General features: G+C 67.4%; 15 protein-coding genes. 4 read left to right on the forward strand and 11 right to left on the reverse strand.

The features are described from left to right. Nucleotides 1–15 precede the first annotated feature (15 nt). Nucleotides 16–1074, reverse strand: coding sequence for a D-2-hydroxyacid dehydrogenase (locus tag OXU32_08820; GenBank protein ID MDE0074050.1), 1059 nt, complete (start codon nucleotides 1072–1074; stop codon nucleotides 16–18). Nucleotides 1075–1389: 315 nt separating this feature from the next. On the opposite strand from OXU32_08820, the gene OXU32_08825 reads away from it, so the two are divergent. Then, on the forward strand, nucleotides 1390–4011 hold the full coding sequence (locus tag OXU32_08825) for a M14 family zinc carboxypeptidase (GenBank protein MDE0074051.1): 2622 nt from the start codon (nucleotides 1390–1392) through the stop codon (nucleotides 4009–4011). A 67-nt stretch (nucleotides 4012–4078) separates the two neighbouring features. Further along, nucleotides 4079–5062 (forward strand): 2-dehydropantoate 2-reductase, encoded by a 984-nt coding sequence (locus OXU32_08830; protein ID MDE0074052.1) that lies wholly within the window; start codon nucleotides 4079–4081, stop codon nucleotides 5060–5062. Between the two features lie 36 nt (nucleotides 5063–5098). On the opposite strand, the gene OXU32_08835 is transcribed toward OXU32_08830, so the two are convergent. The 7 genes from OXU32_08835 to OXU32_08865 form a co-directional block, all read right to left on the reverse strand. Then, a complete protein-coding gene (locus tag OXU32_08835; GenBank protein MDE0074053.1) occupies nucleotides 5099–7369 on the reverse strand; it encodes a DUF2723 domain-containing protein in 2271 nt (756 codons plus the stop codon). Beyond that, nucleotides 7369–8550: a YncE family protein gene (locus OXU32_08840; GenBank protein ID MDE0074054.1), complete on the reverse strand. Its 1182-nt coding sequence runs from the start codon at nucleotides 8548–8550 to the stop codon at nucleotides 7369–7371. Before OXU32_08840 ends, OXU32_08835 begins: the two co-directional genes overlap by 1 nt. Next, complete coding sequence (locus OXU32_08845) at nucleotides 8547–10532, reverse strand: hypothetical protein (protein MDE0074055.1); 1986 nt, start codon at nucleotides 10530–10532, stop codon at nucleotides 8547–8549. The genes OXU32_08840 and OXU32_08845 overlap by 4 nt, the downstream gene beginning before the upstream one ends. Nucleotides 10533–10614: 82 nt before the next feature. Further along, the gene (locus OXU32_08850; protein ID MDE0074056.1) at nucleotides 10615–11463 is read right to left on the reverse strand and encodes a DUF481 domain-containing protein; all 849 of its coding nucleotides are present in this window, start codon (nucleotides 11461–11463) and stop codon (nucleotides 10615–10617) included. A gap of 47 nt (nucleotides 11464–11510) precedes the next feature. After that, on the reverse strand, nucleotides 11511–11966 hold the full coding sequence (locus OXU32_08855; GenBank protein ID MDE0074057.1) for a rhodanese-like domain-containing protein: 456 nt from the start codon (nucleotides 11964–11966) through the stop codon (nucleotides 11511–11513). A gap of 55 nt (nucleotides 11967–12021) precedes the next feature. Beyond that, nucleotides 12022–12936: a methionyl-tRNA formyltransferase gene (locus OXU32_08860; GenBank protein ID MDE0074058.1), complete on the reverse strand. Its 915-nt coding sequence runs from the start codon at nucleotides 12934–12936 to the stop codon at nucleotides 12022–12024. A 3-nt stretch (nucleotides 12937–12939) separates the two neighbouring features. Next, a complete protein-coding gene (locus OXU32_08865) occupies nucleotides 12940–14979 on the reverse strand; it encodes a S9 family peptidase (protein ID MDE0074059.1) in 2040 nt (679 codons plus the stop codon). Nucleotides 14980–15136: 157 nt separating this feature from the next. On the opposite strand from OXU32_08865, the gene OXU32_08870 reads away from it, so the two are divergent. Continuing rightward, complete coding sequence (locus OXU32_08870) at nucleotides 15137–15610, forward strand: hypothetical protein (GenBank protein ID MDE0074060.1); 474 nt, start codon at nucleotides 15137–15139, stop codon at nucleotides 15608–15610. On the opposite strand, the gene OXU32_08875 is transcribed toward OXU32_08870, so the two are convergent. The 3 genes from OXU32_08875 to OXU32_08885 all read right to left on the reverse strand — a co-directional run bounded on the left by OXU32_08875 (nucleotide 15607) and on the right by OXU32_08885 (nucleotide 20770). Then, nucleotides 15607–17040 carry a DNA-processing protein DprA gene (locus OXU32_08875; protein ID MDE0074061.1) on the reverse strand — a complete coding sequence of 478 codons (1434 nt, stop codon included), beginning with the start codon at nucleotides 17038–17040 and terminating at the stop codon, nucleotides 15607–15609. The two genes, OXU32_08870 and OXU32_08875, sit on opposite strands and share 4 nt — an antisense overlap. Further along, entirely contained in the window at nucleotides 17040–19118 is a 2079-nt protein-coding gene (locus tag OXU32_08880) for a RecQ family ATP-dependent DNA helicase (protein MDE0074062.1), read from the reverse strand. Before OXU32_08880 ends, OXU32_08875 begins: the two co-directional genes overlap by 1 nt. Before the next feature lie 89 nt (nucleotides 19119–19207). Continuing rightward, nucleotides 19208–20770, reverse strand: coding sequence for an amidase family protein (locus tag OXU32_08885; GenBank protein MDE0074063.1), 1563 nt, complete (start codon nucleotides 20768–20770; stop codon nucleotides 19208–19210). A gap of 227 nt (nucleotides 20771–20997) precedes the next feature. Between OXU32_08885 and OXU32_08890 the strand changes: the two genes are divergently transcribed. Next, complete coding sequence (locus OXU32_08890; GenBank protein ID MDE0074064.1) at nucleotides 20998–21918, forward strand: NAD(P)-dependent oxidoreductase; 921 nt, start codon at nucleotides 20998–21000, stop codon at nucleotides 21916–21918. Nucleotides 21919–21974: the final 56 nt, after the last annotated feature.

Below are 21974 nucleotides of genomic sequence, written 5' to 3' on the forward strand. Positions count from 1 at the left end.
AGGCGCCGTGGCCTGTTAGTACATCCGCTCGCTCCGGAAGACGTTGCGCATGTCGCCCAGGCGTCCGTCCAGGTAGCAGCGGAGGTTGTGGCGGAAGATGTCGGTGATCTTCCGGTTCTCGCTTGCGGCGTTCGCAGAGGAGTGGGGGCTGACGATCACGTTGGGCATGTCCCAGAAGGGGCTGTCGGGCGGGAGCGGCTCATCCGCGAACACGTCGAGGCCGGCGAGGGCGATACGTCCGTCGCCCAAAGCCTCGAGGAGGGCTGGCTCGTCCACGACTCCGCCCCGCGCCACGTTGACCAGCACCGCACCCGGCTTGAGCGCCCGCAACGCGGCGTCGTCGATGAGCCTGTCGGTCTCCGGCGTGTGGGGGACGCTGAGGACCAGCGCGTCGGTTTCCGCCAGCATCTCGTGCATGGCGTCGTTCGGATGGAGCGCGTCCACGCCAAGCTCTGCGGCTGAGCGGCGCGATCCCGGGCTGGCCAGCGCCACGATCCTCATCCCGAAGCTTCGGCCGACCCGCGCCACCTGGCGGCCGACTTCCCCCGCTCCGATGGTGGCAAGCGTCCTGCCCTCCAGCTCCTCTCCGCAGAAACGTTCCCACAGGTGCCGGCGTTGGAGGTCGGCGAGATGCGCGAACTTGCGCACGTGTGCGAGCAGGATCAGGAAGACGAACTCCGCCAGCGGGCCGCCGTGCACGCCGCGCGCGGTCGTGATGAGCAGATCCGAGTCCAGGAGGCCCAACGCTTCGACCGTGCGGCCCACACCTGAACTGGTCCCCTGGATCCAGCGCACGTTGGGCGCGTATGCGAGCCCCCCGCTGCCGTCCGGATTGCGTGGCGGGAAGTCCCAGAGGATGTCGGCGCGCCCGAGATGCGCCCGCCAGCGAGCCTGCTGTTCCGGTGTGCGGCGGAAGTCGGCCGGACCGGTGTGGTCGGCTTCGTAGCGTTTGGGGGGAAGGACATCCGGGTCATGGACGACTTCGAGCCGCTCGGGGTCGACGGCGCGGATGCGCTCCACCTGTTCGGGCTCGAGCGGGCTGGCGATGAAGATGTTGAGGCGGTTCCGAGTCATTGGAGATGCTGGGGGATGTGCGGAATGGCGGGAGTCCATGGATTGGGCAGGGGTCAGAGCCCCCGCGTCCTCACAGGCCGTTGGGGAACGGCCCTCGAACAACCTACACGCCTGAGCCTCAGGCGCAGATGGGCGGCATCATGTCGGATGCCCGAGCTGCCGCCAACGCCGTGCCCCTCATCCCCTGTTCGGGCTCCCGCATGTTCCGGTAACCCCGCCGCCTCCTTAGAATCATCCGGTTCCGTCCGCGTGTCCTCTGGCTCCGCTCGCGTTGCGCGGACCACGCACGCCTGACCCCCATCCTCCGCGAGAATCATGCTTGCCACCATCGCCCTCGCCGCCCTGCTGCAGCTCCCCGGTCCCCAGGCGCCCGCCTCGCCGGGCGAGTTCGTTCCCGGTACGACGTACGACGCCGCCATCCCCACGATACAGTCCGTGGTGGGGCACGAGGTCTGGGAGGTGGTTACGCCGCCCGACCAGGTCGTGCGCTACTTCGAGGTGCTGGCCGAGGCGGCTCCGGACCGCACCCACCTGATCCACTACGCCGACAGCTGGGAGGGGCGGCCGCTGGTCATCATGGTGATCGGGTCGCCGGAGCGGATCGCGTCGCTGGAGGAGGTGAAGGCCGGACTGGCGCGGCTGGCCTACCCCGAAGGGCTGTCGGACGCCGAGGCCGACGAGCTCATCGCCGGGCTGCCGGTGGTTACCGCGCTCATGCACGGCATCCATGGGAACGAGATCAGCTCGAGCGGGGCGGCCATGATGGAGGCCTACCACCTGCTGGCCGCTCAGAACGACCCCGACGTCGACCTCATCTTCGCCGAATCGCTGGTGCTCATCGATCCGAACGAGAACCCGGACGGGCGCAACCGCTTCGTCCAGGAAAACACCATGGCGGCGGCGGTCCGACCCAACGTCGAAGCGTACTCGGCGGAGCACGACGAGCGCTGGCCGGGAGGCCGCGTCAACCACTACCTGTTCGACCTGAACCGCGACCTGTTCATCCAGAGCCAGTCGGAAACGCAGGGCAAGGTGCGCGTGTTCCTGGAGTACTGGCCGCAGATCGTCGCCGATCTGCACGAGATGGGCGGCGACGCCACCTACTTCTTCCCGCCCACTGCGCCCCCGGAGAACCCATGGTACGGAGAGCGCCAGATCGCGCTCATGGACGTGTTCGGGCGCGCCAACGCCGCCGCCTTCGACGCGCGGGGCTTCGCCTATTTCAACCGGGACGTCTACGACGCCTTTTATCCGGGCTACGTGGACATGTGGCCCATGAATCACGGCGCGCTTGGCATGACCTACGAACAGGCGTCGGCGCGGGCGCTGGTGCTCGAGCAGTCCGATGGCGACATGCTGACCTACGGGGACGGCGTCCTGCACCACTTCACGGCCGCGATGGCCACGGCGCACACGTCCGCCGTCAACCGCGAGAGCATCCTCCGCGACTACCTGGCCTTCCGCCGCGAGGGCATCGAACTGGGCGGCCAGGGCGTGGCCGAGTACGTGCTCCACTCGGCGCACGACCCGGGGATGGCGGATCGGCTGGCTCGCATGCTGGTGCGCAACGGCATCGAGGTGCGCGAGGCCGATGGGTCGGTCAACGTGGCGGGCAGGCAACTTCCGACCGAGGGGACCTTCATCGTCCCCATGGACCAGCCGGCCCACCGCTTCGCGCGCAACCTGCTCGACGCGCACGTGCCGATGGCGGAGGACTTCGTCCAGGAGCAGATCGAACGCCGCGCCCGGCGCGAGCCCGACCAGATCTACGACCTGACCGCGTGGAGCCAGTCGCTGCTCTGGGATGTGGAGGCGATCACCGTCGACCGTCCAACCGGGGCAGCCGGCGACCTCGTCGCCGCCAACCGCGAGCCGGAGGCGCTGGTGCTTCCCGCCGCCACCGTCGGCTACCTCCTGCCGTGGGGCACCAACGCGGCCGGCGCGGTCGTGGAAGCCCTGCGCGAAGGCGTGCGTGTGCGGGCCGCCGGTGCCCGCTTCACCCTGGACGGGCGCGAATTCCCGATGGGCACCGCGATCGTGCGCACGGCCGAGAACGGACCCGACCTGCGCGCGACGCTGGGGCGCATCGCCGGGGCCCACGGGGCGGAAGTGGTCCCGATCGACGACGCCTACGTGACCGAGGGAGCGTCGCTGGGCAGCCGGTCCACGCGGGGGCTGCGCGAGCCGAGGGTGCTGCTGGTCTACGACGAGCCCGGCCAGACCTACTCGGTGGGCTGGACCCGCTACGTCCTGGAGCGCCGCTACGCCCAGGCCACCACGGTCGTGCGCGCCTCCAGCCTGGGACGCGCTGACCTCAACCGCTACGACGTGATCGTCTTCCCCAGCGGCAACTACTCGGGCGCGGTCGGCGGCGGCCTGCAGGACCGGCTGAGCGAGTGGATGCGCGGGGGCGGCACCCTGATCACCATGGCCGAGTCGACCCGCTGGGCCACGCGGGCGGGGCTGCTCGCCAGCACCGCCGAGCGCCGCGGCGGCCGTGCCGAGGCCGACGATCCCCCGGACCCGGGCACGCCCGACCAGCCCATCGAATACCTGGATGCCATCGTCCCCGCGGACGAAGCTCCGGCATCCGTGCCCGGCGCAATCCTCAGGGTGCTGCTCGACGACGAGCACTGGCTCGCCTCCGGCACCGACGGCGAGATCGGAGTCCTGGTCGAGGGCTCGCGGGTGTTCCGCCCTGTGACCCTGGATGACGGAACCAACGTCGGGCGCTACGCGGACGAGGACGATCTCCTCCTGGGCGGGATCGTCTGGGAGGAATCCCGGCCCCAACTGGCCAACAAGGCCTTCCTGGTCCATCAGCCCGTCGGGTCCGGCCAGATCGTGGCATTCGCGGAGGATCCCAACTACCGTGCGTACGCGGAGGCGACCCAGCTTCTGTTCATGAACGCCGTCCTGCTCGGGCCGGGCCGCTGAAGAGCGGCGACAGGAACGCGCGCCGGCAGAATGCGTGCCGGCACCATCTCAACATGGGAACGACAGAATGAAGATCTGCGTGGTGGGCGCGGGAGCCATCGGCGGACTGCTCGCCGTGAAGCTCGCGAATGCGGGGGAGGACGTGACGGTCATCGACCAGGGTCCGCACCTGGATGCCATACGGGAGGGCGGACTCAAGCTGATCATGGCCGACGGCTCCGAGCACCATGCCGTGCTCGACGCCCGCGGCGACATGGACGGTGTGGGCGAGCAGGACCTCGTCATTCTGGCGGTGAAGGCGCAGGTGCTGCCGGTGGTGGCGCCGGGGGTCCGCGGCATGCTCGGTCCCGAGACGATGGTCGTCCCGGTTCAGAACGGGCTGCCCTGGTGGTACTTCGAGAAGCACGGCGGGCCGTTCGCAGGGCACCGGCTGCAGTCGCTGGATCCCGACGGCGTCCTGGCCGACAGCATCCCCGTCGACAACATCGTGGGCACCGTGACCTTCCCGGCGGGCGAGATCGCATCACCCGGGGTGGTGCGCCACACCGAGGGCAACCGCTTCCCCATCGGCGAGCTCGACGGCTCGCGCACGGAGCGCGCCCAGCAGCTCGTGGACTTGCTCACGCGCGCCGGCTTCAAGTCGTTCGTCATCGAGGACATCCGCGCCGAGATGTGGCTCAAGCTCTGGGGCAACCTCTCGTTCAACCCGATCAGCGCCCTCACCCGCGCCACGCTGGTGGACATCTGCCAGTACCCGCTCACGCGTCAACTGGCGCGCACGCTGATGGAGGAGGCCCAGGAGGTGGCGGGCAAGCTGGGGATCACCTTCCGGGTCGGGATCGAGCGGCGCATCGCGGGCGCGGAGCGTGTCGGCGCGCACAAGACCTCCATGCTCCAGGACGTCGAGGCGGGCCGCTCGCTCGAGATCGACGCCATCATAGGCGTGGTCTCCGAGCTCGGCCAACTGGTGGAGGTGCCGACGCCGAGCGTCGACGCCATCCAGGCGCTGGTGGCGCTGCTCGACAAGGGTGTGCGGGAGGGGACGGTCTAAAATATAGACTTAGTCCACAGAACTAAGTCCGATGTCCTACAGCCCCAGCTCGTTCCAGGCCTCCATCCGCTCCAGCATCCGGTTGGCGGTCGCGGTGTCTCCGCGCAGGCCGGCTTCCCGGTAGAGAGCGAAATAGGCGAGGGCGTAGTAGGTGGGGATTCCCAGGCTGCTTGGATCGCGCCAGTAGTCCCACCCCTCGGGGAGGCCGCTCCGGTGCACGTACACCTCGTCCACCAGCGTGCGCGTGCGCTCGGTATCCAACCACACTCCGACCCCCGACACCCGGTTCGGGTCACCCACCTGGGCGATCCCCCGGGCCTGCAGCGGCGCCGGGTCCCCGGGCCAGAGCCGATAGGCCACACCCTGCCGGACGATGTACCTGCGCAGCCCCATGTCCTCCGGGGCTCCGACGGCGGAGGCGAAGTAGATGGGCCGGTCGTCGATGGAGTTGGCGATGAAGGACAGCGCGAACTGCATCCACGGCTGCATCTGGCGCCCCTGCGCGACCGTGGCCGTGACCGGGCCCAGGCGAAAACGGCGCTCCTCGGCGAGCGGCGCGACGCCGGTCATGACGACCCGTTCGATCATGTCGTCGGTCAGCTCGGTGCTGACCACCGCTCGCGTCGGGGGCGAAATCGGCTCGCGCAGCACCAGCGGCACCAGTCCCGCGGCCTGCGCCGAGGCCGGGTTGTCGGTGTACAGCGCGCCCGTGCCCACGGGGGTGTAGGGGCGCTGGCAGAGGATGCGGGTCGGGTCCGCGTCCGGATCCTCGCCGGGGCCGCAGGGACGGCTCAGGCCCCGCAACTGCTTCACGTACCAGTCGGTGTTCAGGTACGACGTCACCGCGACGACGACATCGCGCCGGATGCCCTCCACCTCCTGCAGATACCAGAGGGGGAAGGTGTCGTTGTCGCCGTTCGTGAAGATGAGCGCGTAGGGTTCCACGCTCATGAGCAGATTGTAGGCCCAGTCGCGCGCGGAATAGTCGTCCGAACGGCTCGCGCGCTGGAAGTTGAGGACCAGCGGCAGCAGCGCCAGCAGGAGCACCGGCGAGGCCATCTTCATCGACCCCAGGTTTCTCGACAGCGACTTCCACAGGCCCGCGAGGCCGATCCCCGAGATGAGGCCCCAGACCGAGAAACCGACGACGAAGAAGTAGTCGCGCTCGCGCACTTCCTTCTCGATTCCCTGGTCGGGGAAGGAATAACCGAGCCTGAAGTTCAGATAGTAGACCAGCCCGACGGAGAGGATGCCGAAGAGCGAGGCCAGATAGAGCCAGCTGGCACGGTCCTTCCGGTAGTGCTCGCGCAGGCCGAGTGCGCCCAGCGCCAGGAACAGCAGCGTGAAGAGGAGCCGGCTGGGAGGAAAGCGGTTGTCCGCGAAGGCCACGCCGCGGGCCCACTGCCAGTCGAAATACTGCATCCAGTTGCCGTACTGGGCGAGGAGCGGCGCCTGACGGGGAACGAGCGGCGGCTTGGCGTACTGCTCCCGCTTGAGCGCCGATGACAGCTCCTCGCATCCCGCGTTGCCGTAGGTGGCGACGCTCACCAGCGCGTCGGAGACCCCTTCGCAGGTCGGCTGAGCCTCGTTGATGACCGGGTCGAGGTCGGAGCGGATGGGCAGGAAGAGGTGGATGCTCAGCCCGAGGAGGACCGCCACCAGCGAACTCGCGTAGAGGCGCGGGCTGAGGAGCGTGCGTGCGCGCACCGCGAGGATGAAGAGGAAGAGGGAGGGCAGCACCAGCAGCGCCATGAGGTGGTTCCCCACGGAGAGCGCCATGATGAACGCCATCAATACCAGCAGGTTGTCTTCCCTTCCCTTTCCGAGGTTCTCCTGCCAGCGGAAGGTGAGCCAGGTCAGGAGGGCGATGGTGAGGAGGGAGACGGTGTAGACCTTCTCGTTCACGTTGGACTGGTTCCAGACCGTGAACGCCGTCGCGCTGATCAGGACCGCCGCGCACGCCCCCACCAGCCGGAAGCGCCGGTCGGAGGAAAAGAAGCGCAGGATGTGATGGACGACGAGGAACCAGAAGCCGTGGGCGGCCGCGCTCACCGCCGCCGAGAGGAGGTTGATGCGGACTGCGGTCGAGATTCCCAGGGGAGCCAGCAGGATGTCCCAGGCGCGGGCGAGCACGACGAAGAGCGGGTTCCCCGGAGGGTGCGGGATGCCGAGCATGTGCCCGGTGGCGATGTATTCGCTCGTGTCCCAGAACGCCGTGGTGGGAGCCACGGTCGCCGCGTAGAGGAGGAACACGGCGCCCGCCACCCCGGCCGCCCAGCGGTAGGGAGGTGTGTTGCCCGAGGCCACTAGCTGGCTCCGGGAACCAGCGTGATGCCCCCCGCCTGCTTGCCTGTCTCCGCCATTCCCACTCGCTCGTAGGTCGCGAGGTCGATGACCTCGACGATGCCCGGCTGTCCCCCGATTCCTTCGACGGTGACGAAGGCGAAGCGGTTGTCCGACGTCACGACGACCCCGTGGGTAACCTCCTGGGTGCTCTCGATCTTCGCCAGCTGCTCGCCGGTGTCGAGATCCCACACCGCCAAGTGGCCGCTGCCCTTGAGGGTCGCGAGCAGACGCGAGCCGTCGTGGGTGAGGGCCAGGTTGTAGGGCGCGCCCTCGGCGGCGATGCGCCGGGCCACGCTCCAGGACTCGATGTCCACCTGGACGATCTCGTTGCCGCGGTTGCAGGCCACGTAGACGAAGCGCCCGTCGCCGGAGAGCGTGGTCCAGGTCGGGGAGCAGGCGGCCATGCCGGAGCCGCCCATCCCGCCGGCCATGTCACTGGTGGCTCCGCCGCCCATCCTGCCGCCCATCCTCGCGCCGTGGGCGACCGGCTCGTCGACCGGCTCTCCCGTCACCAGGTTGAGCCGCCGGGTCACCTCGAGCGAGAAGGTGGACATCTCCACCAGCTGGTCGTCCATCATGCACGCCGAGTAGTTGTACATGCCGTCCGGCGACATGCGCGACCCGTGCGGCATGGTGCAGGTGGTCACCTGCTCGATCTCGTACATGTCCTCGGTGTCCACCACCGACACCGTGCTCGGGACGTGGTCGCCGTAGAAGTTCGAGTTGACCGCGAAGGCCAGCACGCCGTCGGGGGTGAGCGACACGGTCGCGGGGAAGAACCCGAGCTCGGTGGCGGCCACCACCGTGTCGGGGCCGGTCTCGTACTTGAGCAGGTAGCCGTTCGGGAAGCCGTGCCCGAGCGTCAGGTACCAGTATTCGCCGGACGGGTCGAAAAACATCCCGTGCGGCCCCTCGATCTCGGCGGGCCAGCGGCCCACCCGGATGACCTTCTCCACCGAGAGCCCGGCTTCGGGCGTGAACTCGAGCACCGCCACCTCGTCCTCCGACTCCGCGGCCACGTATGCCCGGTACGACTGCGCCTGGGCTGGTTCGGGCGCGACGACAAGCACCGCCAGCAGCGCGGCGGCCGCGAGCCGGAGTGACTCGACGCGGCGATGGCGCCGCGACAGGCCCTTCGTCACGGAACCAGCGTCCTCCTCGGCTGCAGCCTCACCGACCAGAGCCCGGAGTGGTGCTCGGCGATGAACAGGTGTCCCTTGTGAATCTGCGGGCCCCAGCTGAATGGCGCGTTGGGCACGAAGGCGTCGGGATCGTTGGCGGCGTAGTGCGCGATCTCGCGGCCCTGCAGCCCCAGGTTGCCCTTGAGCTCGCCGGAGATGTCGATGACGCGGGTGCCACCGTTGTAATACGCTGCGTAGAGGCGGTCTCCGTCGATCCACATGTTGTGCGACCCGGCCTCCGGGATCTCGTAGCGCGCGACCTCTTCGGGGTTGTTGGGGTCGGTGAAGTCGACGACGTGGATGTAGCCGGCCATGCGCGGGGGCGTGCGCTCGGCGTCCAGGTCGTTGAAGCCGGGGCGGCCGATCTCGTCGCCCATGAAGATGTAGAAGCGGCCGGTCGGGCTCCAGTACGGGAAGGCCGCGTGGGTCGCCCCGCCGATGTCGGCGAAACGGCTCATCAGCACCGGGTTCGAGGGGCTGCCGCCCCGGTCGCCCCCGCCCACGTCGATGACCGCCACCCCGTCGGCCCAGTTGGACGTATACGCGATCCCGTCCACAATCCAGATGTCGTGAATGCCGTGGCCGGGGGTGTCCAGCTCGAAGCGGCCCACCCGGTGCGGGCTGGTCGGGTCCTCGATGTTGATCACGTCGAAGCGGACGCCGTTGTTCACCGCGTACACGTGGTTGTCGTAGACGAAGACGTTGTGGACGCCGCCGGTCAGCTCGTCGTCGAAGGTGGAGAGGATTTCCACGTTGCGCGGGTCCGAGCAGTCCACGATGACGATGCCGTTGCGCCGGTTGGAGGCGCCCTCGCGCGAGATCACGCAGACGCGGCCGTCCTCTGAGACCTTCACGTCGTTGGTGGTGCGCGCGTCCACCACCAGCGAGTCGGTCATGACCGGAGCCGCCGGATCGGTCACGTCCCACCAGTAGGTCGCGCCGTAGGCGCCCCAGGTGCCGGTGATGGCGTAGTCGCGGCCGTCGACCCCCTCCCACACCCACAGGTCGGAAGTGGGCACGTCGCGCACGGCGCCCTGGCCGATGAACTCCACCGTCTCGCTCACGTTGCGCGGTTCGATGCGGATGGTCTGGTTGGCAGAGTGGCCCGGAACGGTGGCCATGACCGTGTACACGCCCGGCCGGTACGCCACGAAGCGGCCCTGCTGGTCGATCTCGGCGGGCGCGAAGTCCGCGGTGGCCTCGATGTCCGCGTAGGGCACGACCGAATAGGTCACGGGGACGTCGCTGGCCTCGTCGCCTCCCATCGGGGTGGCTTCGAAGCGGATTACGTCGCCGGTACGACCCACCTCCTGGCTCCCCGACAGCGCAATCGAGGTGACCGGGCTCGCGACCACGTCGTAGACCACCTCTCCGGCGATCCCCTCGGCGGCCGCGGTCAGGGTGACCCGGCCGGGTGCGTGCGCGCTGAACACGCCGAAGCGGTCGACGCTGGCCACCGACTCGTCGCTGGTGCTCCAGCCCAGCTCCACGTCGCCGCGGACATCGTCGACCGCGTCGTACACGGCGGCCCGGTGGCGCATCACCGTGCCCACGTAGAAGCGCCCGTTCTCGCCCGGCGAGATCTCGACCCGGTCGAGGGCCGGGTACGGCACCGAGACGGTCATCTCCGCGCGGATGTTGCGGTCGGTGGCGACCATCAGCGTCACCAGGTAGTCACCCCCGTACACCGCCTCGACGGTGCCGGTGGTTCTGTTCACGTCCAAGCGCCCGCGCGCGCCCCGGGCCATGTACATGATCGGGGCATCGACGGCGTTCCCGTCGGCATCGACAACGCTGGCCGTGATCTGTCCGCTCTCACCGGGCTGGAGGGTGAGCACCCCTTCCTCCACGACGATGCGCGCAGGTTCCTGGGCGGTGAGGGACGACGCGCCGAGCGCGAGAAGGGCGAGGAAGCAGAGGACGCTGGCAGGACGGATCTTCATCTCGGTTACTCCATGCAACGGATCGACTGTCGGGCCTGAAAAAGTCGAAAGACCCGCGGGTTTGCGCAAATGCAACCCCGTCCTAGAAATTCACCACCAGAGCCATGGTGAGCACCCGGTCCGACTTGTCCAGCGGGATGGGCACCTTGCCCGCAGACTCCCCCTGCATGCTGGTGAGCGGGACGTCGACCAGCGACGGCCGGTTGTCGAACTGGTACTGGAACTTGGCCTGCAGCCCGAAGTGCTCGCTCATCGAAACGCCCAGCGAGGTCACCCAGTCCGCGCGCAGGTCCGCCGGATTGAAGCCGTTCTCGTCCACCACCAGGGTGCTCTTCAACTCCGTGTTGTCGGTCAGCTGGATCTCGTATTCGCCGGAGACCTGGAGTCCGATGAAGGTGTTGGCTGCGTCGGGATCGGGCACCACGTCGTCCTGCCTGGTCACGGTGAGCCCGTAGGAGCTGCGCAGCTGGTGCACTTCATCCTCCAGCCAGCGCGTCGACATGCCGGCGACCAGCACGTAGCGGCCATCGATGCCGGTGAAGGTGTTGCGGGTCCATCCAAGCTGGCCGAACACCGACGACCGCTCCGAGAACTCGCGGTCGCCGCGGAAGCGGATGTGGTAGTTCTCTGCGGAAACCCGGGTCTCGCTTTCCTCTTCGACCCTGTAATCGTCGGCGGTGCCGATGGCGGAGCGCTTGAAGCGGCTGGTGTTGGTGCGCAGAGCTCCGAACTCCAGCCTGGTCTCGGTCCGCTCCCACTCCGTAATCAGTTCGTTGGCGAGCCCGAACGTGGTCGACTCGGTGTTGCCCCGGGTCTGGATGAAGCTGAACTCGCTGGAGTTGGACCACTCCGGGGGGAGAGGAATCTGAGGGATCTGAGCGCTGGCGGCGGCGGTGCCAAGCAGAAGCGCGAGCACCAGGGAGAAAGGCATGCAGCCGCCCACCCCCGGCGGGCGCCCAGTCGACAAACGACCTCGTGTTACCAAACGCCCTCGTATCCGTCCGCGGCGAGATTCCACCTGGGCCCGTACACGTGAAGCCTCGTCGTCTGTGACGAGCCGTCGGTGAGTTCGCCGCCCGCGTGCGTCCAGGCGAGCAGGCTTCCCTCCAGGTTCAGCACCGGCACGCCCTTCCTGCTCATGCGGCGTGCGTACTTCGAGCTCCGCGCGCCCACAGTGCAGTAGGCGACCACGGTACAGTCTCCCAGTTCCTCGAGCTGGCCCTCGAACTCCTCGGGGATGATCGCTCCGGGCAGGGTGGACACCGCCCGTTCCGCCGGAGAGCGCACGTCGACGAGCACGGTATCGTTGGCGGGCAAGCGCTCGCGGAGCTCCGCCGCGCTGATGGTCCTGACCTCGGGAAAGCGACGGCCGACCTGCGAAATCATCCTCTCCAGCGCCCGCCTTCTGTCTTCCTGCGAAGCCGCGTTCTTCACGCCGTGTCCCCTGGTCCCAGGTGCATGCAGCCGTCTCTCGAATACGTTCCGTCCATCAAATGAAGAACATGCCTTTTGCCAACCCGGCCGACTCCGCCCACTCGCCCGCGGCCATCTTCTTCCCCCCTTCGGGCCGCACCTTGGCGATCAGCAACTGGCCGTCGGGTGCCGCGACGCGAATCCCCTTCGGGCCGATGCCGGTGACCTGCCCCGGGCGAATCGAAAGCGCCTCGTCGATCCGCGAAGCGCCGTAGAGCTTGACCCAGGCGCCGTTGAACGTACTCCACGCCCCCGGCTGGGGATCCGCGCCGCGCACGAGGTTCCACGTCCGGCGCAGCGGCAGATTCCAGGACACCCGCACGTGCTCGTGTTTGCACCATCCCTCGTAGGTGGCCGCGGAATGATCCTGCGGGATCTTAGGCGCCTCGCCCGCGCGCACCAGGTCCACGCCCTCGAGCATGGCGTCGACGCCCATGGGGAAGAGGTGGTTGAAGTAGAGGCTGCCCAGGGTGTGATCCCCGACATCGACTTCCTTCTGAAGGAGAATCGGGCCCTCGTCGAGCCCGTCGTCGGGCCAGAAGATCGAGAGTCCCGTCTTCTCCCTGCCCCAGATGATGGGCCAGTTGATGGAGCTGGGGCCGCGATGGAGCGGGAGCAGCGAGGGGTGATACTGGATGGTCCCGTGGGTCGGGATGTCGAGGGCCTGCTCGGGCACGAAGAGGGTCACGTAGGCCATCACCCCCAGATCGGGGCGAAGCGCCTTCATCTGAGCCCAGGTGTCCTCGTTCTTGAAGGAGGAGGGCTGGAAGAGGGGCAGGCCGTGTTGGCGGGCCGCTTCCGCGAGGGGGTCGGGGCGCTGACCGGGCTTTTCGGGACGGGTGTAGACGCCCACGATGTCCTCGCCGCGCTCGACCAGCGCCTTGAGGACGCTCGCGCCGAAGGCCTGCTGGCCGTTGACGATGATTCTCATCCTTCAGCTCACCGGACGGTTGGCGTTCATGACCCAGCGGTCGTACCAGGCGAGGTAGCGCTCGTAGCGGTCCTTCTGGTAGCTGGGGACGCGGATGCCGTGGCTCTGGCCCGGATAGACCACGAGCTGGGTGGGCACGCCCCGCCGGCGCAGCGCCTGGTAGAGCTGCTCGGAGTTGAGGATGGGCACGTTCCAGTCGACCTCTCCGCCCATGATGAGGGTCGGGGTGGTGACCTCGTGCACCTTGTTGAAGGGGCTGATGCGCTCCCAGTTGTCGCGGTTGTCGCCCTCCCAGGGGAGCCCGAGCTCGGCCTCCCACTGCCGCTGGTAGTGGTCGTGCCCGTAGTTGGCGATGTAGAGCACTTCGCTGGCCCCGGTGATGGCGCCCTCGAAGCGGTCGGTCTGGGTGATGACGTAGTTGGTGAGGATACCGCCGTACGACCAGCCGCCCACGCCGAGCCGGTCGGGGTCGGTCCAGCCCTGCTGGATGGCGTAGTCGATGCCCGCCATCACGTCCTTGAAGTCGGGGTTGCCCCAGTCCGCCCACAGTGCCGCCGAGAAGTCCTGTCCGTAGCCGGACGAGCCGCGCGGGTTGGTGCGCACGACCACGTAGCCGTGGGCCGCGAAGAGCTGCGACTCGAACTGGAAGGAGTGGCTGTACTGGGAGACCGGGCCCCCGTGGATGCGCAGGATGGTGGGATAGGCCCGTCCTTCCTCGTAGTCAGGCGGGAAGGTGACGAACCCCTCGACTTCGATCCCGCCCTCGGAGGGGAACTGGATGTTGCGGGTCTCGGCGATGTTGACCGTCTCGAGGAAGTCGTCGTTGTGGCCCGTGATGCGGCGGAGCGAGGCTTGTCCGTCATCGAAGTCCTCGACGGCGTAGATCTCGCCGGGGCGGTCCAGGTGGTTGACCAGGGCCGCGAAGGTGCCGCCGCGCCCGTCGAAACCCGAAGCCGACAGTCCTCCGGAAACCGGCCGCTCCAGATCCGAGCCGTCGGGACGAATGCGGGCGATGTGGTTTTCGGAGGAGTCCTCGAGCCCGAACCAGATCCATTCGCCGTCCGGCGAGAAGCGCGGGGAACGCACGTTGCGGTCCAGCTCCGTGGTGAGCAGGCGGGGCTCGCCCCCGTCCGCCGAGACCACGGCGAGGTGCGTGGTGGCGTACCAGATCAGGTCGGGGCGGATACCGGTGGAATAGGCGATCCAGCGTCCGTCCGGGCTCCACTGCGGTGAGCCGTCGGAACCGGGGTTGGTTGTGATTTGCCGGGGAGCGTCGGTGGGCTCCTCCAGGTCCGCCGAGACCACCCAGATGTCGTTGTTGGCGTTCAGGTCGGGATCTTCCGTCCGGTTGGAGACGAACGCGATCTGCGTGCCGTCCGGGCTCCAGACGCCCAGGGACTCATTCCAGCGCCCGGTGGTGAGCTGCCGCAACTCCTTGGCATCGATCTTGTAGACATACAGGTGCGTCATGCGTGAGCCGGTCAGGTATCCGGCTCCGTCCCGCTTGAACTGGATGCGGTCGATGACCCACGGATCCTGGGGAGCGTTGGGCTTCGCATCCTCATTCTCTTCCTCGGCATCGCGGATGGTGAGGAGGAGGCGCGTGCCGTCGGGCGACCAGCGGTATCCGCCGACGCCCTGCTCGACGTCGGTCAGGGGGAAGGCTTCGCCGCCGCGCCGGTCGAGCGCCCACACCTGGGTCGGGTCGCCGTCGCGCGCCGCCGTGAAGGTGAGGTATCGGCCGTCCGGGCTCCAGGCGGGGGAGCCGGCAGACTGCTTGTCGCGCGTGAGCGGGACGGGGTCGCCGCCCGCGACCGGCGCCATGTAGACGCGGGTATAGGAGCGTTCATCCTCCAGGGAGGTGCGAGAGACCGTGTACGCGACCCAGTCGCCCTCGGGACTGACCACCGGCGAGCCGACGTTCTCCAGCTCGAACAGATCGTCGACCGTGATGTTGCGCCGCTCCTGCGCGAGCGCGGCCGGGGGCGCGAGCGCCGACGCGAACAACGCGAAGACGAGGGCTGCCGTTGCGAGAGCCTTCATGATGAACTCCTGTACAGATTGAGTGACGATCCTGACCGAGAGGGAGGCGAAGATGAGTGATGAAGCCGGGGGAATCCGGGCGCACGCAAGAATAACAGCGACTGAACGGAGGGCGCGACCCGAATCGGCCGCGCGCCTGAAGCGCATGGAGGCAGCGATGACGATGGGGGGATCGGAAGTGTCCACCGCGGTGGACAGTGCCGCACCCGGGAGAGTCGGCGGAGTGGCACTTTTCCTCATGCGGGCGATGCTGGTGACTGCGGTGACCGCGCTCGCCACCGCATGCGCCGCCCGCGCCGGCGAGGGGAACCCGGCCATCACGCCCGGCCTCGAGAATCAGATCGAGATCCGGATCATCAACAACAACTTCAGCGATGCGCGGATGTACGCGGTGCACCAGCGCGGGCGCGAGTACATCGGCATGCTCACGGGGAAGACCGAGGCCAACTACACTCTCGACTGGGATATCTCGCAGACGCTCTCGATCGAGATCTCGCTGCTCGCGGGCGGCACCTGCACGACGGAGGAACTGATCGTGGATCCCGGCGAGGCCCTCTTCCTGAGCATCGATTCCACGCTGGCCACGATGACCAACTGTCGGCCGACCGCGACGGGGATCGGCGGGGGTTAGTTGCCGGTTGGCGTCAGGCCGAGTTCCTTGAGGTGATCACGGCCCACTTGGGTTAGCCGAAACCGCTGGTTGACGCTGCTTGGCTTCTCGGGAATCGTCATCTCGATCCAGCCCTGCTCAAGGCAGGGCTTGAGATACCGCTTACGCAGGTTTCCGAGGTTCCGGAGCCCCAACGCGGTCAAGATGTCTTGGCGGCTCATGTCGCCCGAGATGGACAGCAGCAGTTTCTCTCGAGGTGTGGCGAGGGAAGCAGTCTCAGCCAACTCGGGTCGGTGCTCGACGGCAGCGGTTAACGTACCGTCCTCCGGTCCATCGCTGGTCGCGTCCTCGCCTTGTGCCTTGGTCGACTGGTCCGGCCGATCCTCCCGTACTTCCGAGGACTCGGCAAGGGAAAGATCGTACTGCCCGGATTTGGTTGGAGCAGATGCGGGGGACTGATCTTCGAGGGGTTCACCTCGGAGAACTCGTTCCAATTCGTCTGGTGTCCGGGGATTCGGCCATGACGTGGCACCACGGTCAAGCAGGCCTTCGAGGCCTTTGGAGCGCCTGCCGCTGGCGCGCACGTAAACCGACACGAACCTCAGCTTGTCCAGTTGGTCGGTTGCCCCTGCCCAGGTACCCCCATGCCCATGGTCCGAGTTTACCACAAGGGCGGCGTCCGACAGCGCGTAGATGAGCTTGTTGCGCTGCATGGCATGGCCCACCACGAAGCGGGCTGCGGGATCGTAGGGACAAACAAGCACCAGTTGTCCCTCCATCAGGGCACTGCGGTTTCCTCGGTTCAGGGCCGCCCGTTCGAGCCCGTTGGCCAGGACGCCGACCGACCGACCTCCTGCCTCCAACGCACCCCTCATCGCGGCCTGGTCGACTCCGCGCGCGCAGCCGGAGATGATCGTCGTGTTGGCTTCAGCGCTGAGCTTGCCAACGTCTTCCGTGTACTCGATGAGGTCTTCCTTGACCTTCCTGGAACCCACAACCGCCAGCCCGCCACCGTCCAGAATCGTGCGATCCCCGCACCCGTAGAGGACCGGCGGGGCGTTTCCTCGCATCCGGGTCTTCAGCTTTCGCGGATAGTCCGGATCAGCCCGGGTAACCACCCACAGGGCGCGGGTACGCCATCGTTCGACCGCCTGCGCCAGGAGGAATCCGCGGCCAAGAAGCCGGTGAATTCGCTCGGCGTCCAGGCTGGCGAGGGATTCCCGCACCGTTTCCCGAGCGTCACTACCGAGCAAATCGGCTGGCTCGCGGCGGATGGCCCGAAGCCGCTTGGCGAAATCGCGATACTCAGCGGTGCTCAGTGGACGCAGCTTGGCCGCACCCACGCTCCCTCGCTGGGTCCGCGGCCTCGGAGGGCGTCTCCGCCGGCCCGCGAGCAACGGCGCGGTCAACAGCAGAATCGCCTGCGCGTTCGGGCTGAGATCGGCGTTCATCAGCTCCCTCGCAGTGATGAGAGGGCGAGCGGCCACACCTCGCCGCTTCCGTGGCGGCGCAAGAGCCATGCGGCCACGGTGAAGGTCCAGCGCGAACCGACGACATCGTCCACCAGAAGAACGGGCCCAGGCAGTGGCTCCTCGTGCACTTCCAGCACACCATCGAGGTTTAGTGCCTGCTGCAGGCTGTTGGCCATCGACTTTTGCTCTTCGGGCTCACCGGTCTGTTGGAGGACTGCGCGAAACGGCAAGCGCAGGGCACGTGCAAGCCGTCGGGCAAAGTCTGGAACCAGATCCGGGTGCCGGCGCGAGGGTATGCAGGTGATCCACTCCGGTGCAGATTGCGGCCTCCATCGTTGCAGCAGCCGGACGCAGGCGTCAACAAGTTCATCGTCGAATCTTCCTGCGTGTTTTCCCTGCCGGACCAACTCGCCCCATCCCCCATCGCGCCACACGGAGAGCGCCCTCCCTTCGTTCGCACGAAGCTCATCGGGAATCTTCCCCTTGATCTCGTATTGGGGCAATCCGCCAGCTGGCCACATCTTGCGCGGCTCGATCACCAGAGCCCGGCGGCGGAGGAATGCCACGGCCTCTCGCACGAGAACAGGGGCAACGCTCGTGGACAGTAACGGCAGATCCGGCGGTTCAAACGCTTCAGGGTCACCGTCGAGCGCTCGAACCAGGAATTCCATGTGTCCAGACCGGAGTGCGACGTATTCCTGCATCTCACGCTGCTCCTCTCGTCGCAACTCGGTCAATCGCTCGGCGCGGTCCCAGAAGGCCTGTCCCAGGGTTGCCGCCGTAAGCTGCCACTTCGAACCCTGCTTGACGACTGGCGGTGGCGACTCAAGAGACAGCAGTTTCATCGTCTGCTTGATACGGCCACCGCTGATGTTAAGGCTACGCCGCAGATCTGTTGGCGTTGCCCCCTGCGGTGACTCTTCGAGCGTGTCGATCACTCGTTGTACCTGATTGCGGGTAGGGAATGCGGTGTCGATGAAGTAGTCCGTGATGTCCGTCTCCTCGTCTCCGCTCAGCAGCACTCCGTAGGCGGTCTCCAGAGCCCGCCCGGCGCGGCCTACCTGCTGGTAGTAGAACACGACGGACCCCGGCGTCTGGTAGTGGATCACGAAACCGAGGTCGGGCTTGTCGAATCCCATGCCTAATGCGACGGTCGCAACCAGGGCCTTGACCTGGTTCTTGAGCAACGCACGTTCCAACTCCTCCTTTTCCTCTGTCTCCTTCTTCGCCGTATAGGCGTGTACGTCCAGACCCTGTGATTGGAGCCACTCCGCCACCAGCTCCGCATCGCGGACGGTCAGCGTGTAGATGATTCCGTGACCTGCAAGTTGCGGGACCGTCCCGGCGAGCCAAGCCAGCCGCTCCTCCTGACGACGTAGCCGGATCGTTTGCAGAAAGAGGGACGGCCGCGACAAGCTGCCTTGGTGGACCGTCAAATCGGGTCCGAGGACCTCCCGGAGGTCCTGCATTACGCGGTGATTCGCCGTGGCTGTCGTTGCGAGGAGTCTCAGGTTTCGGGGGAGCGTCCGGGCCATGCGTTCGATCAGTCGGTAGTCGGGCCGGAAATCGTGCCCCCAGTCGGAGATGCAGTGCGCCTCGTCAATGACGAGCAACGCAATGCGCTCGGCCATGTGGGAGAGGACATCGTCACGAAAGTGCTCGTTGGCCAATCGCTCCGGGGCAACCAGCAGGAGGTCCACCTCGTCACGGACCAGGAGTTCTTCCACCTCGGGCCATTCGTTCATGTTGGCCGAGGTTATCCACTCGGCACGGACTCCCATCCGCTTCGCGGCGGAAATCTGGTTACGCATCAAGGCGAGCAAGGGAGAGATCAAGAGGGTCGGTCCAGCCCCCATTTCCCGCAGCAGCTTGGTCGCGATGAAGTAGACGAAGCTCTTGCCCCAACCCGTCTTCTGCACAACGAGGAGTCGGCCGTCGCCTCTAACCACATGGCGGACTGCTTCTTCCTGTCCAGGGCGGAATCCGGCATCAGGAAGACCAGTACCAATTCTGAGTAGTCCAAGAGCACGGCTGCCATCGTATCTTGATCGCCACATGTCAGACTCTCTTGCAGCGGACGTGGACCCCAAGAACGCGAGTGTGCTCAAACAGAATCGCCGGCGGACTCGCTGTCCGCGTCGAGTCGCTAGCCCAGCGGTGGGGCGCTTTCTGGCGGGCGCCGGTGCCCCGTGGCCTGCTCGAAAGCATAGCCGAAGCGAATCAGCATCCCTTCAGCAAAGGGGCGGCCCAGGAACTCGATGCCGATAGGCAGGCCGTCCGGGGTGAAGCCGGCGGGAACGGTGAGCGCGGGCCAGCCGGTCAGCGGGCTGAGCAGGCGGTTGTCGCCAAGGCCGTAGTCGTCGGCCGGGGAGGGATTGGTCTCGACGTCCGGGGCGATGAGGGACGGCGGGTGGTCAAAGGTGGTGTGCACCAGCGCGTCGAGGTCGTGGTCGGCCATCACCTGGTAGATATCCTGGCGGAGCTGGCCGCGGGCCAGCAGGTAGGCCAGATAGCCGGGGTCGCGGGTGGTCTTTCCGAGTGAGTTCGCCAGCCCGGTCGCCCGCCAGGGCGTCACGCGACCGCTGAGCAGGATGGAGCGCAGGGTGGTGTGGGGCGGGTCGTCGAGCTCCGCCAGGTAGGCGTCGGTGGCGGTCTCGGTCTCGTGGGAGTTCATGGAGTAGATGGCGTTGACCCCGTCGACTCCGGGGAGGGCCACGCCGTCCACCACCTCGGCGCCGAGCGCGCGCAGCTGTTCGACGGCCGCATCGACGATCGCGCGAGCCTGCCGGTATCCCTCCGAATCCGTGTCCAGCGCCTGGTCCATGGGGTCGCGGATGATGCCGATGCGGGCCCCGTCGAGCCCATCCCCGGAGAGCCCGTCGCTGTAGGAATCGGGAACCTGGCCCGCCGACATCGCGGTCACCGGATCGTTGGGGTCGTACCCGGCGATGGCGTCCAGCAGGATGGCCGCGTCCATCACCGTGCGGGTCATCGGCCCCATGGTGTCGGTGGTGGGGTTGGCGGGCATCATCCCGTAGCGGCTGACCAGCTGGAGGGTGGGCCTGAGCCCGACCAGCGCATGCACCGCCGACGGGCCGCGGATGGAGCCGCCGGTGTCCTCACCGATACCGATCATGCCCAGGTTCGCGGCCACGCCCGCGCCCGTCCCCCCGGACGAGCCGCTCGGGTTGCGCCGCGGGTCGTACGGGTTGCGGATGAAGCCGAAGCCCGAGCCCACGTAGCGCGATGCGAACTCGCCCATGTTGGTCTTGGCGATGATGAGCGCGCCCGCATCCTTCATCCGGGTGACGATGGTGGCGTCCCGGGAGGACACGAAGTCCGCGAAGAGCGCCGATCCGTATGTGGTGGGCATGTCGCGGGTCTCGACCTGGTCCTTGAGGAGGACGGGGATGCAGTGCAGCGGCCCGCTGAGTCCGCCGCCGGCGAGGGCCTGATCGAGGCGAGCTGCTTCGTCGAGGGCGGCGGGGTTCAGGTTGGCGATCGTGTTGAGCCGCCGTCCCCGCTGGTCGTAGGCCTCGATGCGGTCCAGGTAGCCCTGCACCAGTTGCACGCAGGTCAAGTCACCGGAGAGGAAGGCGGCGTGCACCTCGGCGATGGTCGCCTCCTCGATTTCGAAGTCCTGGGCGAACGTCACGCCCGGCGCGGCCAGGAGCAGGCCTGCGGCCAGCAGGAGCCTGATCGGGCGCAAGGTGCGAGAGCGGGAGCGAGTCGTCCATGTCACAGGAAGCGATCCGGGATTCATCGGGTTTCTCCGGCGTGGTTGCGCGTTGGCAGAACTCGGTCGCGCGTCGGAAGAAGGGGGATGGAAGCGGAGCTTGCCGGTTCCGCGAGGGCGCTGACGATTGCCCCGGGCATCCGGCTCCAACACTATCGTGTCCATCACGCATCCTCCACAACCTGGCAGAGACCGAAGACATGGCTGATCTCGACATTCAACCAGGCAGGACCCGCATCGGCTGGATCGGGCTGGGCGTCATGGGCCGCAGCATGTGCGCGCACGTCATGGACCACGGGTTCGACGCGACCGTCTTCACCAGGACTCGGGCGACGGCCGCTTCGGTGCTTGAGAAGGGCGCGTCATGGGCCGACAGCCCGCGCGCGGTAGCCGAGCGGAGCGACGTGATCTTCAGCATCGTCGGCTTCCCGCGCGACGTGCGCGAGGTGATCCTGGGCGAGGACGGCGCCCTCGCGGGGTGCGAGCCCGGAAACGTGCTCGTGGACATGACCACCAGCGAGCCCTCGCTCGCGGTCGAGATCTACGAGGCCGCGCGCGCGAAGGGGGTGGCCAGCGTGGACGCCCCCGTGTCGGGAGGCGACATCGGGGCCCGCGAGGGCCGCCTGTCGATCATGATCGGCGGCGACGAGGACGTGGTGGAGGCGCTGGATCCGTGCTGGCGGGCGATGGGGAAGGCCATCGTGCGCCAGGGAGGACCGGGGGCGGGCCAGCACGCCAAGATGGTGAACCAGGTGCTGATCGGCCCGCTGATGATCGGGATGTGCGAGGGGCTGCTCTACGCCTACCGGTCAGGGCTGGATCTTGAGACGGTGATGCAGTCGGTGGCTCCCGGGGCCGCCGGAAGCTGGTCGCTCTCCAACTACGGCCCGCGCGTGATCGCCAACGATTTCGACCCCGGATTCTTCGTCGAGCACTTCGTCAAGGACATGGAGATCGCGCTCGCCGAGGCAGGCCGCATGAAGCTGGCGCTTCCGGGACTGGCGCTGGCGCACCAGCTGTATAACGCCCTTCGCGCGCAGGGGAAGGGACACAGGGGAACCCACGCGCTCCAGCTCGCGCTGGCCCATCTGTCCGACATCGACTGGATGGGACGGGACTGACGCGCTTTGCCCCGGCCCTGACATCTACTGACAACTACACTGACATCTGCTGGAAA

It is taken from the genome of Gammaproteobacteria bacterium (genome assembly GCA_028819075.1).
GTDB lineage: Bacteria > Gemmatimonadota > Gemmatimonadetes > Longimicrobiales > Gaopeijiaceae > BD2-11.

What these genes read in the sequence shown, in the direction of transcription:
- OXU32_08820 (MDE0074050.1), bottom strand. Translation starts at nt 1,074, where the DNA reads ATGACTCGGAACCGCCTCAACATCTTCATCGCCAGCCCGCTCGAGCCC.
- OXU32_08825 (MDE0074051.1), top strand. Translation starts at nt 1,390, where the DNA reads ATGCTTGCCACCATCGCCCTCGCCGCCCTGCTGCAGCTCCCCGGTCCC.
- OXU32_08830 (MDE0074052.1), top strand. Translation starts at nt 4,079, where the DNA reads ATGAAGATCTGCGTGGTGGGCGCGGGAGCCATCGGCGGACTGCTCGCC.
- OXU32_08845 (MDE0074055.1), bottom strand. Translation starts at nt 10,532, where the DNA reads ATGAAGATCCGTCCTGCCAGCGTCCTCTGCTTCCTCGCCCTTCTCGCG.
- OXU32_08850 (MDE0074056.1), bottom strand. Translation starts at nt 11,463, where the DNA reads ATGCCTTTCTCCCTGGTGCTCGCGCTTCTGCTTGGCACCGCCGCCGCC.
- OXU32_08860 (MDE0074058.1), bottom strand. Translation starts at nt 12,936, where the DNA reads ATGAGAATCATCGTCAACGGCCAGCAGGCCTTCGGCGCGAGCGTCCTC.
- OXU32_08865 (MDE0074059.1), bottom strand. Translation starts at nt 14,979, where the DNA reads ATGAAGGCTCTCGCAACGGCAGCCCTCGTCTTCGCGTTGTTCGCGTCG.
- OXU32_08870 (MDE0074060.1), top strand. Translation starts at nt 15,137, where the DNA reads ATGACGATGGGGGGATCGGAAGTGTCCACCGCGGTGGACAGTGCCGCA.
- OXU32_08875 (MDE0074061.1), bottom strand. Translation starts at nt 17,040, where the DNA reads ATGAACGCCGATCTCAGCCCGAACGCGCAGGCGATTCTGCTGTTGACC.
- OXU32_08880 (MDE0074062.1), bottom strand. Translation starts at nt 19,118, where the DNA reads ATGTGGCGATCAAGATACGATGGCAGCCGTGCTCTTGGACTACTCAGA.
- OXU32_08890 (MDE0074064.1), top strand. Translation starts at nt 20,998, where the DNA reads ATGGCTGATCTCGACATTCAACCAGGCAGGACCCGCATCGGCTGGATC.